Source organism: Mycobacterium sp. IS-1590 (genome assembly GCF_001500025.1).
GTDB lineage: Bacteria > Actinomycetota > Actinomycetes > Mycobacteriales > Mycobacteriaceae > Mycobacterium.
In genome coordinates this window covers 47,596-62,079 of sequence record NZ_LQIW01000009.1, presented here as the reverse complement: position 1 = coordinate 62,079, position 14,484 = coordinate 47,596, and the positions used below count along the sequence as shown (strand labels likewise).

Here is a 14,484-nt window from a genome sequence, read left to right as displayed (position 1 = left end):
CATCACAGGTTTCGTTTTCGTACGCTGGTGATAACGGCTAAGAACTCGCGCACCTCATGCCTAAAGATCGGTATAAAAGCCAGGACCGCGACAGCCAACACTGATGATGCGGTCGCAATGGCCAGCGCTGAGGTCGCGTGCCAGCCGCTGTGGTGCAGGACCTCGCGCGTCACGAGTCCGGTCGCTACGACGGGCACCAAAAAAAGGAGGCGCCACAACGACGGCCGTAACAACTGCATCGCAGGGAGCCCCAGTACGCGCAGCCCCAGAACCGTCGACATGAGCCAGTTCATCGCCAGGCTCGCGGCGTAGAGCGCAGCGACCCAGACCGTCCCCCTGTTACTCAAGACGAAGTACATCGCTGTGAGCGGAATCCAGACGGATCCCTCTAGGGCCCAGAGCAATCCGAGCCGGCCTTTGCGTGTGAATAACCAATAGTTCACGTATCCGAGTATTTGGAACACACCGCCGACCGCTAGGATCTGTGCAATACGTCCCGACGGACGCCAGTCTTGCCCGAACATAACTTCCACAAGATTCTCGCCACCGACGATGATGAACGCCAGTAGAGGCAGCAATGCGTACGCCATTGCGAGCTGGACCCGCTTTGCTGCCGCTACCAGCTTCGGTCCGTCTTCGACGTGCGCCAAGACGGGCACGACAACACGTGTGAGAGGTCCGGCCAGCTGGCTGAGTGGGAACGCCACGAGTTGAAAGGCCCGGTTGTAGAAGCCGACGGCTGCTGCGCCGAGAGCGTGTCCGACGGCCATTGGTGCGGCATACACGGCCGCATAGTTCGTCAGATCGAGGCCCAGAGACGTGACACCAAGAGATACATAGCTTTTGATGCCGCGCAGATTCGGTTTCGAGCGCGGAAGATATCGCGACAAGGCCACCAAGGTCATTAGCAGGACTACCGCGGCTGTTCCTTGCTGGATCACGACTGCCCAGTACCCGGCACCGCCGACAGCAGCTATGCACGCTGCAGCAAGAGCCACTCCCTGTGCAATCGTATCCACGGAAGCGAGGGCTCCGAATCGATGCGCTCTTGCGAGCTCGGCCCGATACTGAGGTGCCAGCCCCGCGAGGAAAACCGACAGTGCCAACCATCGTGCAATCTCGTCGAGTAGAGGCTCCCCGTAGAACCCGGCGATCAACGGTGCAGCCACCCACACCAACGCTGCCGCCGCCAATGCTATTACGGCGTTGATATAGAAAAGCGCATCCCGAATCGTGGGCTCAACCCTGACCTCTCGCATAATTGCCATCGAGAGGCCCACATCACTCAAGACTGAGGTCACTCCGATGACCGATGTGACCATGGCTACGAGTCCGAAGTCGATGGGCGTGAGGAGACGTGCCAACACGATCAGACCGAACAGCTGGATCAGCGTTCGCAGAACCTGGCCGATCATGACCGCTACTCCGCCACGGACAGCAGTCCCCTGCAGGGAACCGCTATCCGGGGACGTCACGAGCACTCATTCACGAGTACCTGAAGCGGCTCGCATCAACGCGATCGCGGCCGGCTTGGGCTCAAGGTTGTCACGGAGAACACCGAAGTTCTCCTCCGGCTCATTGAGATCGGTTCCACCATCGACCAATTCATAGTAGATGAGAGGGCCCGACCAGTCCCAGCGTTCAAGCTGCTCACGCGCCTGCACGATTGAGGCTGCCTGATCGTTCTCCGATACTGCGTACTGCCCGGTACCAGTCGGCGCGCCGAACTCGGTGATCCAAATCTTTTTGCGTCCGTCTCCATGCTTTGCCATCACGTCATACAGCGCAGGTAAGTCTTTGAAGCCGCCGATCATTCGCTGGGGGCTCTCCATCGGCATCGCGGGAAAACTGTAAGGATGTGCCGCAACCGCGTCGGCGAGTTGCGCCGATCCGTTCCTGTATAGCTGCTCAAGGTAATCCACCGGAGACGTCTCGGTGGGGGACAGGTCGTACCTCGGAGAGAGCCCTCCGATCAGCAACGTGGCCGCTGGATCAACACTGCGTATCACTTCGGCAATCGCGCGGAACAAGGCACCATACTCGCCCGCGTCGGGACGCGGTGGCCAGAACTTCCGCATATTCGGCTCATTCCAGATCTCCCAACTATGCACCCCGCGTGGTGCATAGCGTTCGGCAGCGATCCGGGCGAAGTCCGCGAGACTCGACAAGCGAACCGGTCTGGAGTATGCGCTTATCCCTGAGTGCCCGGGTACAGATGAACGCGCCCAGGCAGGGGTTGTCGCGAGAACAGCGAGAACGTTCATCCCGTGGGCGGTCGCTTCGCTGACGACTTTGTCGGTGTACGCCCAATCGAACTGACCACGTTCGGTTTCAATCCACGCCCAGCCAATGTCTACTCGGACCCACTTGACGTTCATGTCGGTCATGATGTCGAACTGACGCTCGATGTTGGCCGCGTCGGCTCCCCGGGAATGGACGGTCATGCCGATTTGAACGGGTTTCGGCGATGACTGGCACGAGAGGACCATGAAACCAGTGACGGCCAGCGAAAGCAGCCGCAATACCTTCCTGCGCCGGGCTTGGTGGCGAGCTTTCATCGGACAATCGCCCGGGTATCACCAGTTCTTCGAGGCACTCTCCCGACGACACCCTCGGCCCGCCCTATCGCGAGAGCGAGGCCGTCTTGCCAGTGGTATTTCCCACGCTTACGAAGTGGGGCCAGGAGCGCGCCGAATACGTGACGAAATCGCTGCCACGCCGGGTACTTCCAACGGCGATATATGTAGCCGGTACCGCGCCCGTAGTTCCGGATCTTGCGGCGGCGCTCGTGAGGGGTCAAATGCGAAAACTCCGTCTGCGCCCGAACGACGATGTCGGGCAGCCACTCAATCGAGAAGCCGTCCAACGTCGACATCCTCAGTAGCAAGTCCGTGCCCTCCCCCGCCTGCCACGGTGTTCTCGCGCCCGATCCGATGTCAGGATCAAAACCTCCCACCTCGATGAAATCCCGCCGCTTGAACAGAGTTGCCGGTTCGATCGCTCCCCACACGTTTCGCCGCGACAACTGAGAACCAGCTGGAGGCAGGGTATTCCTGGCGCCCTCTCGGTCGACCAGCTTAGCCGCGCAAACCGTCGTGGCCGGGGTCAGCCGTTGCGCTACGCGCTCCAAGAAATCGCCGTCTATCCGACTGGTGTCGTTCGGGAAGTAGAGCCAGTCGATGTCGTCGCCGAGCAGGCCGGCCGCGGCATTGCGGCCGTTGGATATGCCGCGGGGACTCACGACCGTGGCGATCACCAGCCGGCCCGCGAACGACTGCACCAGCTCGTCCAACTCACCGGCGGCCCCCTCATCGTGGTGAGCGATCGCGACGGCCCGTGGTGGTAGCGACTGCCCGGCCAAGTCGCCGAGCAGATTCCTCAGATCGTCCCAACGGCCGACCGTAGTCACCGCGACGCCGAACGTCGGCGGCACTGCCCGGGGGGTCGTCATCGGGTCGGCTCCAAATCAGCGCAGACGGCCGCGGCTGCGGCAGTGCGTCTTGTCCGCGCTTGTCGCTGCGTGACATGCCACCACCCTCGCGCCTCCATAGCGGCGCGTGCCGCACTGTCGGTGCAGTATGTGCCGATGAGTCGCGCCAACTCGTGGTGATCGTGGGGATCGAAGTATTCGGCCCCGTCGCCGCAAGTCTCTTCGAGGGCCGGGATTCTCGACACGAGTACCGCCGTATGGGAAGCCATCGCCTCGAGCGGCGGCAGCCCGACACCCTCGTACAGCGAAGGCATGACGAGCACATCGGCGCCCGCTACGAGGGCTCGTAGAGCCTCGAACTCGATGCGTCCGACGATCTGCACCTTGTCGGCCCGCGCGGCCAGCGCCCCGATCCGATCGTCGAAATTCTTCACCGACTCCCCGCCGCCAGCGATCACGAGCTTGTGGGGAATCGAAGCGGACACCTCGGTGAAGGCCTTGATCAACATGGTCACATTCTTGTGCCACTTGGTGTTTCCCACGTAGAGGAGATAGCGCCCAGTAACGGGCGATCGAGCGGGGTCGGCGGTCTCGAACCAGGCATCCTCGATCGGCAACGGTGTCACCGTCACCCGCGCTGACGGGACCGCTGCCACAAGTGCGGTTTCGGTACTGCGAGAAGGGGTGAAGATCCTCGTCGATCGGCGTGCGTCGACGTTCAGCATCGTCCGCGCGTATGCGCGGAAAGCCCAGTTCTGACCGGTGATGGCGCGTTCGCGAAGGTGCAGTGTGTCGTGCACGGTGACGTACAACTTGACCCGACGGTGCCTAGGCCACCAGAGCGCGAACGGAAACGGATAGTGCGGCACCCACATTGCGCGTGGTTCGGCGATACGTAGGGCGTTGCTCCATGCCCGCTGCTCCTGCACCGAGTACATGGGCGCTGCGGGCGGATCGGCCACGATCACCGATGTCGTATCCTGCAGATCGGGACGGTTGGAGTCGTCGCACAAGACGGTGAGATGCAGTCCTCGCCGCGCGAAAGCTTCCTCCAGGTTCGGCAGTTCCGTGCGGATGTAGGTGCCGATGCCACTCTGCTGTATATGCCGAGCGTCGAACAGCAAATCGACATCTCGACGCATTCAGCTCAGCCGGTCCTGCATGCCCGGGTAGAAGTCCGGGTCCGGCCAGGTCCGTTTGAGAGTCTCGTCCAAACCGTGTGCGGGACTCCATCCGAACAGCTCCTTTATGCGCGTGATGTCCGCTCCGAGGAACGGCCGATCGACCGCCCGCATCCTCCGCGGATCCTGCCGCACCTCGATATTCAGCCCCAGCACCGCGCGCATCCTGGCCAAGATCTCGTCGACGGAGTACTGCCGGCCACTGGCGAGGTTGACCGTCGCGCACTCGACGCCGTCGGGATTCTCGCCGAGCGCGACGGCCGCGAAGCCTTCCGCGGCGTCGAGCACGTCGATGTAATCGCGCTTGGGCCAGGTGTTGCCCAGATCGATCGCGCTGACACCACGCTGCAACTGCGTGAGGACCGTCGGTAGCAGATGTGGATTTGTCTCACCCGGTCCGATGACGTTGAACAGACGGACGATGACGCTGGGCAATCCGCGATTCCGCGAGAACATCTGCACATAGTCCTCACCGTGGAGCTTGGTGATGCCGTAGATGTCGGCCGGTCCCAAGGCGGATTCGTCCTCGCGGTGCGGCGCGTCGTCGGGTTGATAGACCGCGCCGCTGCTCGCGAACACGAAGCGCGTCCCCGGAGAGCAGGCCACCAAGGTGTTCACCGTGCCTGCGACATTGGTGGCCACGGCGTTCACCGGATCCGCGTCGCATTCAGGTATGTAGTGGATTGCAGCCAGATGAACGACGACATCGGGCCGGACATCATCGATCAGCGCCTTGATAGCCGCGGCATCGCGAATGTCGACCCGACGGAAGTCGAAGTCCTTCAACCATTTTCCAGGCTCCCCGTAACGCAGCAGGTCGGCGACCACAACATCCGCCGTAGCGCTTAGATTTCGCACAAGTTCACGCCCGACGAAACCGGCCCCGCCAGTCACGACTATCCGCATCGGCTTGTCCTCAACGATCGTTGACCTCTCGCACCCTCTTCTCGAGCGTCATAGCGATGCCCGACCAGTCCAGGTCCCGCGCAGCAACCAGGCCCGCCGACGAGAAAGTGTCCCACTTACTTTCGGCGGCGAGCAGCGCGTCGGCGAAATCGGCCGGCTCGGTGCCACACACAACTCCGGCGTTGTACTCGGCCACCACATTCTGCGCACCGTTCTCTGGGAACCGGGCGGTCACCACAGGCAGCCCACTCGCCATCGCTTCAGTGATCACCCGTGGGAAGCCTTCGCGGCGGCTCGGCATCGCGAAGATCACCGCTGTGGACAGGAGCTCGAGCTTTTGCTCCTCGCTGACCGGACCGAGTACGTGTATCCGTCCGCCAACCTTCGAGCGGCGGGCATACTCCTCGATCTCGCCGCGTGCCGGTCCGTCACCGGCGATATTCAGATCGCCGGCGAGGCCGCGTTCGGCCGCGATCGCGAACGCGTCGATCAGCAGCGGTAGGTTCTTGTGGGGCGCAAGGCGCCCGACATAGAGGACCCCTGTCCGTTCCGTTCGTGGCGCTCGCCGGTAGCGCTCGAGCTGAATTCCGCTGGGCAGCACAACTACCGGACGTTGGCCCGATTGCTTCTCGATCGCGGTAGCGACAGCTCCGCTGACGGCAAAGTTGGCCCGGACCATCCGGGGCAATGCCTTCTGCAGGGTCCTTAGGATTCGGTCCTGGCGAATTTCGCACCAATGGATCCCGCTGCGGTCGCGCGCCTTCCGAGGAAGCGCGGCGACATGCATCAGCGGCCACTGATTCAACAGGTAGAAGTCGTATGACTCTCGTGACGAAAGGCGCCGTACAGATGCGCTGTACACCAGGATGTTCGACCAGGCGCGGCGCAGCGCAGGCACCACCGGGTTCTTGTAGCGGCCGCTGTTCGGTTTTCGGTGCAGATGCACTCCGTTGATGATCTCGCGGTCGGGTAGACCGGCGACGTGGCCGATACAGAAGACGTCGACCGAATGCCCCCGCCGGACCATCGCCTCCGCCAGTTCCTGGAAAAAGATCTCCTGGCCTCCGACACTCGGATAGTAGAGCTCGGTCAGAAAAGCCAACCGCAATGACGTCGTTTCATCGTGGGCGAGCGAACCAAATTCGCTCATTCATTCCACCCTCGACGCATCGAATCCCCAATGGAGGCCTGATCGTACCTGGCCGGGGTGCGCTGCCGCGCCGGATCAGCCCAGACGACGCAGACGAGGCTCGAGATCTCGCTGGAACAGTTCGAGGAACCGGCGCTGATCGTGACCTGGGGCGTGGAACACCAGGTGGTTGAGCCCCCAGTCGACGTAGTCCTTGACCTTCTCGACGGCCTCGTCGGGATCCGATGCGACGATCCAGCGCTTGGCGACCTGCTCGATGGGCAGCTCGTCGGCGGCCTTCTCCATCTCGATCGGATCGTCGATGGAGTGTTTCTGTTCGGCGGTCAGCGACAGCGGCGCCCAGAACCTCGTGTTCTCCAACGCCAACTCGGGATCGGTGTCGTAGGAGATCTTGATCTCGATCATCCGGTCGATGCTGTCGGGGTCGCGTCCGGCGGCCTCGGCACCCTCGCGCACCGCGGGGATCAGCTTGTCCTTGTAGAGCTCCTCCCCCTTGCCGCTGGTGCAGATGAACCCGTCACCGGCACGGCCGGCGTACTTGGCGACCACCGGCCCGCCCGCGGCGATGTACACCGGGACGCCGTCTTCGGGGACGTCGTAGATCGAGGCGCCCTTCGTGCGGTAGAACTCGCCGTCGAAGTCGACGCGGTCACCCAGCCACAACTCGCGCATCAGCCTGACCGACTCCCGCAGCCGAGCGAAGCGCTCCTTGAACTCGGGCCAGTCGCCCTCGTAGCCGGTGGCGATCTCGTTGAGCGCCTCCCCGGTGCCCACGCCGAGGAAGATCCGGTTCGGATACAGGCAGCTCATGGTCGCGAACGCCTGTGCGATCACCGCGGGGTTGTACCGGAACGTCGGGGTCAGCACCGACGTCCCGAGGATGAGGTTCTTGGTGCGCTCCCCGACCGCGGTGATCCACGCCAGCGAGAACGGCGCGTGGCCACCCTCATGGCGCCACGGCTGGAAGTGATCGCTGACGGTCGCGCTGTCCATGCCGTGCTCTTCGGCCGCCACGGCCAGCTCGACCAGTTCCCGCGGCGCGAACTGCTCCGCCGACGCCTTGTAGCCCAGTTTCAATCCAGGTTTGAGTTCAGCCACGACTCGTTTCTACTCCCTTGCCTAGACTCGCGGCATGGCAGCACGCTTGAGCGCCATCACCGACACCGTCCATTTCGCGTTCACCGAGCTCGTCAACTGGACTCTCGTGGCCGACGGGGCCGGCGTCATGTTGATCGACACGGGGTTCCCCGGCAGCCGCGACGACGTGCTCGCATCGCTGCGCGAGCTCGGCTTCGGGGTCGACGATCTGCGCGCAATTCTGCTGACCCATGCCCACATCGACCATTTCGGCTCGGCGATCTGGTTCGCGAAGTCATACGGCACTCCGGTCTACTGCCACGCCGCCGAGGTGGGCCACGCCAAGCGGGAGTACCTCGAACAAGCCTCTCCGGCCGACATCGCCAAGCACATCTGGCGGCCGCGCTATCTCACCTGGTCGGTGGCGATCACCCGCAAGGGCGCCATGGTGCGCGACGGCATACCCACCGCGCAGGCCCTGACCGAGCAGGTGGCGGCGACTCTGCCCGGCAAGCCGATGGCCATTCCGACACCGGGCCACACCGGCGGTCACTGTTCATTTCTGGTCGACGGCGTCCTGGTGAGCGGCGACGCGCTGGTCACCGGGCACCCGCTGTCGACACGCGGAGGGCCGCAGCTCTTGCCCGGGCTCTTCAACCACGACCAGGACGGTTGTGTACGCAGCCTGTCCGCGCTCGGCCTGCTGGACGCCGAGGTGCTGTTGCCCGGGCACGGCCCGGTATGGCGCGGGTCGATTCGCGACGCGGCCGAACGAGCCGCCGCAAAAAGCTGAACTATTCGATCGAACCATTCGGCGTCCGCAGTCGTCGTTGTCCTCAGAGCCATCCGACCGCCCAGTGATGACAAAGCGCGTTTGGTGGTTCAACGCATGAACCAGTTGGCGAACCGCCCCTCGGCGGTTCTCGATATTTCTGATCAGCGAGGCCCCGATGACCTACACCCATGCCGCAGTGCTGCCCACCAACGGTACGGAGCACCTGCAAGTCACCGCGACACGCATCGCCGACACTGCCGCGAGCTTGGCCGCCGTCATCGACTGCCACCGGCGACTACCCAACCAGGTGCTCACCGAACTCGCCGTGTCCGGATTGCTGCGCGCGGGCGCACCGATCGAGACCGACGGGCTCGAACTCGACCCCGGCACGTCGCTGCGGTGCGCGGAAACGATCGCTCGCGGCAATGCGTCGGTCGGATGGTGCGTCTCGATCGCGACCGCAAGCAGCCTCCTGCAGGCGTATATGCCCGAGAGCAGCCGAACCACATTCTTCGGCAACGGAATCGGCGTCGCCGCTGGTGTCTGGGCACCGCGAGGCAGGGCACAACGCGTGCCCGGAGGGGTGAAGGTCACCGGACGGTGGCAGTTCTGCAGCGGAATCAACCACTCCGGCATGTTCTTTGGTGGATGCATCGTCGACGAGGGTCCCGAGCACTCGGTGGTGGCCATCCCCGTCGCGGATCTCGAGATCATCGATACCTGGCACACTCTGGGCTTGCGCGGAACCGGCAGCGACGACGCCGTTGCAGCCGATGTGTTCGTGCCCGACGACCGGGTGCTCTCCCTGACCGACGGGCCGCTGATCAACCGTGCGCTGTACCGCTTCCCGATCTTCGGGTTCTTCGCGTGCAGCATCGCCGCGGCGGCGCTCGGCAACGCGCGCGCAGCGATCGACGGCTTCATCGGTTTGGCGACTACGAAGAAGGTTGGCGGATCGTCACGCACACTCGCCGAGCGCCAGACCGTGCAGGGTGCGGTCGCCGCCGCGGAGGCGGCCTTGCGGTCGGCCCGCGCACTGTTCTATCAGGCGATCGAGAACGCTTGGACGGCAAGCCAAGCCGATGCGCTCACCGCCGATGATCGGATTCAGCTCCGCCTTGCGGCCACCCACAGCGTCCGGACAGCCACCGATGTCGTACGTACCGTATACGACCTCGCGGGCGCCAGCGCGATCTACGACGACGCTCCGCTGCAACGGCACCTGCGTGATGCGTTCACCGCCTCGGCGCACTTTCAGGTCAGCGATACGTCCTTCGAGTCGACCGGTCGCATCCTGGTGCACCGCCCGGCCAGCGCCGCGACGATGTAGGCAGGCGAATCAAGTCGCGCTGGCGCCCCGACCGCACGGGCGGGCCGTTGTCGACGAGAACGCGCGCTGGGTCGACGATATCGCTAACCGCCGACGGCGTCCTCCAGTGCCGCGACGATGCCGTCGAGGAAATAGCCGGTCGGCTGATATCCGACGGCGACCATCCGCAAACGCCGCTCATAGGTCACGATTCCGGTGACATACTCACCCGCGGTCTGTGATTGCACGATCGGTCCCCAAAGCGCGGTCGGGTGGAGCGGGCCGGTACGCGCGATTTGCTGCCGCCCAAGGTTCGTCATCAAGAGCTCCCACGGCAACTGCCGGGTGAACACATCTTCCGCGTCGGCTCGATCGGCGTCGGTGCCGATAGCCTGGGCCACCGCGGCCGATGCCGCGAGCACGCCGGCTGCAGAGCGCGCCGCGCTGAGCTCAGCGGTCATCGCGCGAGCGCGAGTCCAGAAGGGCCGCTCGTCGTCAGCCGCCAAACCCGTTGTGGTACAGCTGAAACGGATCGCACAGTCATCTGGGTCGCCTATCAGCTTGCGGACATCGATGGGACTCAGCGAGCGCACGAACGACTCACCGTGCATGCGGCTGCGCACCGAGGAGGCTGCGGCCAGCAGCGCCGCGTGCACGGTGGTCAGTTCATCACGGCAGCGCCTTACCAATCGCGCAGTGTCGTCTCGTGAAAGGCTGACGGCGTACACGCGAGGACGCGTCCCGTCGAACCTCCGAAGCGTCGACGGCTCCGCCATTCTGGCATCGCGGTCAGCGTCAAACCCCAGATCGGACGATCGCACGTGCTGGACGAGCAGATCCTCCACCGTCCGCGGGGTGGGCCCCGGCTCCACCGGCTGGTCGTTGAGCGCGGCCACCAGGTCCTCCAGCACCCGCACAGACGAAACCCCGTCGGCGATCGTGTGATCGAAGGTCAACAGCAATGTCGATGCCGAGGGACTCCGCAGCAGCGTGGCGCGGATCAGCGGTGCGGCGGTCCGGTCGAACGGCCTGCCCAACTCGTCGGCCGCGACCGTCTGCCACGAGGCGTCAGTCGCGTGCCGGACGGCCAAGGGAATGGGCGCGACATCGTCGCGCCGATAGAACCCGAGGCGTGACACGGGGTGATCGTGTATGTGGACGGCAAGGAGGGGATGGCGCCGCTGAATCGCGTGCAGTGCCCTGCGCACTCGCTCCTCTGCCAGGCTCGAGTCGAACTCCGCGACGAGCAGGAAGTGCGTCGGATTGGCCTCGCTGTAGCGGTAGAAGAGCCGCTCGGTTGCGCCAATCGGCCGCACGAGCGTGCCGTTGGATGACACCACGCCCTCGGTCGTACTCATACTCGACATCACATCTCCAGATCGCTCACGTCGTTCGGACACAGAGCTTTACGGTCACCTGCTGCCGATCGTTCGATTGTGAGCTTCAGATCACAGCCTCCTTCGGTGCCGCTGCCGCGCAACCGGTTCAGCGCCGCCCACGACGCCGAGCCGGGCGCGGCGTGGTACACCATCAAAGCGAGACCGCAGGTGCCTGCGATGTGCAGCTTCTCGGTGAAGAGCTCGAGCGATCCCAACTCGGGATGACGCAACCGAACCGGGCTCATCGGCGCGTCGTCGACTTCGCCCCACGACCAGAACCGGCGGAAATGCTCACTGGCGGTCGCCAATTCGGAGATCAGCTGTGTCGGTCGCTCGGCGGCCATGTCGGCCCCGATCGCCCACCGGAACTGCGCGACGCAGTTGGCCGCTGCCCGGTCCCAGTCGACGAACATCGCACGGTCGTGAGGATCGGTGAAGATCGAGCGGATACGGTTCCCACCGACATACAGGTTTCGAAATAGCTGGCAGGCAACGTGATTCGCCGATAACACGTCGGTGTACCGGTTCTGGACGACGGCAGGCACCGGGAGGCTGGTGACCAGGGTGCGGAAGCCGTCGGGCATGGCTGGGTCGCCCTGGCTGCTGCACCAACTGCTCCGGTTGACCAACTCGAGCAGGTGGCGTGTCTCGCTCTGGTCGAAAGCGAGCGCACGAGCGAGGGCTTCACAAACGGCCGGTGACGGGTTGGTGACCCGGCCCTGCTCGAGGCGGCTGTAGTACTCGACGCTGATACCGGCGCGAGCGGCCACTTCCTCGCGCCGAAGACCTGGAACACGCCGCAGGCCCGCGGCCCCGTTGATGCCGACCTCCTCGGGTCGCCGCCGAGCACGCTGATGACGGAGGAACTGCGCGAGCGGACCCGCGGACAAGTGCGACACGAGTAGTGCAACGGCACCCGATCGGGAAAGGTTCAGAATCCTCGCCGGGGCGCCGGTCGGCGGCCGCGCGCTGCATCAGATGCGTCATCCGGTCCGCGACGATGATTCGGCGCCCGGGACATACTCGAAGGGCTGGCGTGTCAACAGTTCTCGTAGCCGTTTTCGTGCACGGTGCAGGCGGGACGCCACCGTGCCGACCGGAATACCGAGGATCGCCGCGATCTCGACATTGGGGTATTCCATTACATGGGCGTAGAAGACGGTCAGTTTCAAGTCCTCGGGAAGCGCCCGCACCGCGCAGGTGACCTCGCCGGGTAGCGATTCCAGTGCGTGCGCTTCGGCCGACCGCGCCTCGGGGCGTGCCGGCATGGTTTCGGATTGCGTGACCTCGAACGCAAGGTCGCCGATCAACCACATCGGCGGCCGACGCTTCGCGCCTCGGTAGTTGTCGACGAACACGTTGCACATGATGCGGTGCAGCCAGGCGCGCATGTTGCCGCCGGTCTGAAACGTCCCCAGACCGACGTAGGCCTTGTGCATTGTCTCCTGCACCAGGTCTTCGGCGTCCGCGCGGTCTCTTGTCATCGCCCGCGCCTTGGTGCGCAGGTAGTCGAAGTGCGGCATGACGTCGCGGACGAAACGTCGCTCGGCGTCCTCATCGGGTGTCAGTTTCATGGAGTCCTCGATCGGGGCATGCGACGCGGTTGGCGTCTGCGTGAAGAACGCTGGCAACATCCAATATATTGCACATTGCACTACGGAAGGTTTACGGAGCGCCGCGAACATCCCCTGCCGCAATGCTGGCAGTACATACCGGGGGTAACCAGGGCCTCCGAGTGCCCGGGAGCCCCGACCCTCAGGTGACGCGCCTCACAGGTATGAACCGCAGCGCGACTTCGACCGTCTTCCAGGGCATTACCGAAATCAAGAGCACGGAGTTCGTATGCATCCTCGAAGCGTCATCGAAGTTCCGACGGTCACGGCCCACCTGGTGGCGCGCCTGTGCGCGAAGAGGCTGGACCAGCAGCTTGCGGTCGGGGCGATCCCTCATGCCGGCAGTGCGCTCGCCCTCCATTCCGCTCGTATCCGGTCCGTACGCGAGCGTCACGCGGTCGCTCGCGTACTGCGGCGGATTGTCGAGCAGAGTCGGTCGGACCGCGCGCCCGGAGGGTCGAAGATTCACCGCGCGAATGTCAGGGCGTCGGCCGACCTGATCGACGCGATCACCCTGCGATTACACGCCCCGCACAGCGTCGACGCCATGGGCATGGCTCGACTGCGGCGAATTCTGTCGGACGGACGGGGTCCGCTGTATCACGGAAACGCAGGTGATCTCGTCCACCGGCTCGCGGCGGCATTCGCTGCGCTGTGATGGTCGTGGCGCCGCTGCAGACATCACGGTGTATCGAAATCGACGAGTGATGCCAGTGTTTCCCAATTCCGTTGTGTCGCTTCGGCTGCCGCGGCGGCATCGCCTCGTCGGCAGTGTTCGATGATCCGCTTGTGCTGGGAGATCGACTCCCGGCCGGTCAGAGATGAGAAGCGGAGGAATTCCAGTCTGCGCAGCACGGGTGTGACCTGTTCGAGCACCGATTTGATGGTGTCGTTGCGACTCGCCTCGACGGCCACTCCGTGAAACTCATCGTCGCTTCGCACGGCGGCTTCGGCGTCGCCGGCGGCAAACGCTTCGGCGAAGTCCTTGTTGGCCTTCGTCATCGCCTTGATCTCCGCACTTCCCATCAACGGCACCGCGGTGCGGACGGCGAGCGCGTGCATGGCAGCGGCGACGGCCTGGGCGTCGAGGACTTTCTTTCGTTCGATCGTCGAGACCACGGTGGATCGGCCCGGCGTGGTGTGCACCAGGCCGGCGGCCTCGAGTCGCCCGATCGCCTCGCGGATCGGTGTACGGCTGACGCCGAGCCACTCCTCGAGCTCGACGTCGCGCAGCTTCTCACCCGGCAGGAAGGTCCCGTTGATGATGGCGTCCCGCAGGGACACGTAGGCCTGCTCTCGCAGCAGGGACCGCTTGTGTCTTCCACTTTCCGCGGGAACCGGCATGCAAAATATCGTATCTCGTGAGGGGCTACAGGCGTTCACACCAGGCTTTGGTAGCCGAGTAGAAAGACCGCGGTCAGACACAGTCCGGACGCGATCACGACAGTCGGCATCAAAATCATGGCATCGAGCTCGTCGTCGTCGAGCACATCGCTCTCGAACCGCCCGAACAGCACGCGCGCCACCCCGGTCCGGCGGAAGGTGTGCACCATGATCCGCACCGCCTTCGTCTCGCGTCGCCGCCCGATGAACACTCGCGAGGCCATCCCGAACAAGAACGTCAGCAGACCGGCAGCAACCAGCAACCAGCCCACCATCGTCTG

The 14,484-nt window shown here is 64.2% G+C and carries 15 protein-coding genes; 3 read left to right on the top strand and 12 right to left on the bottom strand.

Annotation, left to right across the window (positions count from 1 at the left end; all coding sequences use genetic code 11):
• Window positions 1–2: 2 nt before the first annotated feature.
• From AU197_RS08405 to fgd, 7 genes are all read right to left on the bottom strand, one after another.
• On the bottom strand, window positions 3–1,475 hold the full coding sequence (locus AU197_RS08405) for a lipopolysaccharide biosynthesis protein (protein ID WP_286145554.1): 1,473 nt from the start codon (window positions 1,473–1,475) through the stop codon (window positions 3–5).
• 6 nt (window positions 1,476–1,481) lie between these two features.
• Window positions 1,482–2,558, bottom strand: a complete 1,077-nt coding sequence (locus tag AU197_RS08400) for a cellulase family glycosylhydrolase (protein WP_064402077.1) — start codon at window positions 2,556–2,558, stop codon at window positions 1,482–1,484.
• Window positions 2,555–3,361 (bottom strand): glycosyltransferase family 2 protein, encoded by an 807-nt coding sequence (locus tag AU197_RS08395; protein ID WP_231744864.1) that lies wholly within the window; start codon window positions 3,359–3,361, stop codon window positions 2,555–2,557. Before AU197_RS08395 ends, AU197_RS08400 begins: the two co-directional genes overlap by 4 nt.
• 86 nt (window positions 3,362–3,447) lie before the next feature.
• Window positions 3,448–4,572 (bottom strand): glycosyltransferase family 4 protein, encoded by a 1,125-nt coding sequence (locus tag AU197_RS08390; protein ID WP_064402075.1) that lies wholly within the window; start codon window positions 4,570–4,572, stop codon window positions 3,448–3,450.
• On the bottom strand, window positions 4,573–5,517 hold the full coding sequence (locus tag AU197_RS08385) for an NAD-dependent epimerase/dehydratase family protein (protein ID WP_064402074.1): 945 nt from the start codon (window positions 5,515–5,517) through the stop codon (window positions 4,573–4,575).
• Window positions 5,518–5,527: 10 nt separating this feature from the next.
• Window positions 5,528–6,667: a glycosyltransferase family 4 protein gene (locus AU197_RS08380; RefSeq protein WP_064402073.1), complete on the bottom strand. Its 1,140-nt coding sequence runs from the start codon at window positions 6,665–6,667 to the stop codon at window positions 5,528–5,530.
• 75 nt (window positions 6,668–6,742) lie between these two features.
• Window positions 6,743–7,744 carry a glucose-6-phosphate dehydrogenase (coenzyme-F420) gene (gene fgd / locus AU197_RS08375; RefSeq protein ID WP_064402072.1) on the bottom strand — a complete coding sequence of 334 codons (1,002 nt, stop codon included), beginning with the start codon at window positions 7,742–7,744 and terminating at the stop codon, window positions 6,743–6,745.
• Window positions 7,745–7,799: 55 nt separating this feature from the next.
• On the opposite strand from fgd, the gene AU197_RS08370 reads away from it, so the two are divergent.
• Both AU197_RS08370 and AU197_RS08365 read left to right on the top strand, forming a co-directional pair.
• Window positions 7,800–8,537 carry an MBL fold metallo-hydrolase gene (locus tag AU197_RS08370; protein ID WP_064402071.1) on the top strand — a complete coding sequence of 246 codons (738 nt, stop codon included), beginning with the start codon at window positions 7,800–7,802 and terminating at the stop codon, window positions 8,535–8,537.
• 157 nt (window positions 8,538–8,694) lie between these two features.
• The gene (locus AU197_RS08365) at window positions 8,695–9,849 is read left to right on the top strand and encodes an acyl-CoA dehydrogenase family protein (protein ID WP_064402070.1); all 1,155 of its coding nucleotides are present in this window, start codon (window positions 8,695–8,697) and stop codon (window positions 9,847–9,849) included.
• 83 nt (window positions 9,850–9,932) lie between these two features.
• Here AU197_RS08365 and AU197_RS08360 read toward each other — a convergent pair whose 3' ends face one another.
• The 3 genes from AU197_RS08360 to AU197_RS08350 form a co-directional block, all read right to left on the bottom strand.
• A complete protein-coding gene (locus AU197_RS08360; RefSeq protein ID WP_064402069.1) occupies window positions 9,933–11,186 on the bottom strand; it encodes a condensation domain-containing protein in 1,254 nt (417 codons plus the stop codon).
• 8 nt (window positions 11,187–11,194) lie between these two features.
• Window positions 11,195–12,106, bottom strand: coding sequence for a helix-turn-helix transcriptional regulator (locus AU197_RS08355; RefSeq protein WP_231744863.1), 912 nt, complete (start codon window positions 12,104–12,106; stop codon window positions 11,195–11,197).
• An 84-nt stretch (window positions 12,107–12,190) separates the two neighbouring features.
• On the bottom strand, window positions 12,191–12,781 hold the full coding sequence (locus AU197_RS08350; protein WP_197415490.1) for a sigma-70 family RNA polymerase sigma factor: 591 nt from the start codon (window positions 12,779–12,781) through the stop codon (window positions 12,191–12,193).
• Window positions 12,782–13,049: 268 nt separating this feature from the next.
• Here AU197_RS08350 and AU197_RS08345 point away from each other — a divergent pair, with 268 nt between their 5' ends.
• Window positions 13,050–13,478, top strand: coding sequence for a hypothetical protein (locus AU197_RS08345; RefSeq protein WP_064402067.1), 429 nt, complete (start codon window positions 13,050–13,052; stop codon window positions 13,476–13,478).
• A 23-nt stretch (window positions 13,479–13,501) separates the two neighbouring features.
• Here AU197_RS08345 and AU197_RS08340 read toward each other — a convergent pair whose 3' ends face one another.
• Window positions 13,502–14,164, bottom strand: coding sequence for a GntR family transcriptional regulator (locus AU197_RS08340; RefSeq protein ID WP_064402066.1), 663 nt, complete (start codon window positions 14,162–14,164; stop codon window positions 13,502–13,504).
• 35 nt (window positions 14,165–14,199) lie between these two features.
• Window positions 14,200–14,478: a hypothetical protein gene (locus tag AU197_RS08335; protein ID WP_064402110.1), complete on the bottom strand. Its 279-nt coding sequence runs from the start codon at window positions 14,476–14,478 to the stop codon at window positions 14,200–14,202.
• Window positions 14,479–14,484: the final 6 nt, after the last annotated feature.

Excerpts from the sequence above, each read along its gene's own strand:
- AU197_RS08350 (WP_197415490.1), bottom strand. The coding sequence starts at position 12,781 with ATGAAACTGACACCCGATGAGGACGCCGAGCGACGTTTCGTCCGCGAC.
- AU197_RS08345 (WP_064402067.1), top strand. The coding sequence starts at position 13,050 with ATGCATCCTCGAAGCGTCATCGAAGTTCCGACGGTCACGGCCCACCTG.
- AU197_RS08340 (WP_064402066.1), bottom strand. The coding sequence starts at position 14,164 with ATGCCGGTTCCCGCGGAAAGTGGAAGACACAAGCGGTCCCTGCTGCGA.
- AU197_RS08380 (WP_064402073.1), bottom strand. The coding sequence starts at position 6,667 with ATGAGCGAATTTGGTTCGCTCGCCCACGATGAAACGACGTCATTGCGG.
- AU197_RS08360 (WP_064402069.1), bottom strand. The coding sequence starts at position 11,186 with ATGAGTACGACCGAGGGCGTGGTGTCATCCAACGGCACGCTCGTGCGG.
- AU197_RS08390 (WP_064402075.1), bottom strand. The coding sequence starts at position 4,572 with ATGCGTCGAGATGTCGATTTGCTGTTCGACGCTCGGCATATACAGCAG.
- AU197_RS08400 (WP_064402077.1), bottom strand. The coding sequence starts at position 2,558 with ATGAAAGCTCGCCACCAAGCCCGGCGCAGGAAGGTATTGCGGCTGCTT.
- AU197_RS08365 (WP_064402070.1), top strand. The coding sequence starts at position 8,695 with ATGACCTACACCCATGCCGCAGTGCTGCCCACCAACGGTACGGAGCAC.
- AU197_RS08370 (WP_064402071.1), top strand. The coding sequence starts at position 7,800 with ATGGCAGCACGCTTGAGCGCCATCACCGACACCGTCCATTTCGCGTTC.
- AU197_RS08335 (WP_064402110.1), bottom strand. The coding sequence starts at position 14,478 with ATGGTGGGCTGGTTGCTGGTTGCTGCCGGTCTGCTGACGTTCTTGTTC.
- AU197_RS08385 (WP_064402074.1), bottom strand. The coding sequence starts at position 5,517 with ATGCGGATAGTCGTGACTGGCGGGGCCGGTTTCGTCGGGCGTGAACTT.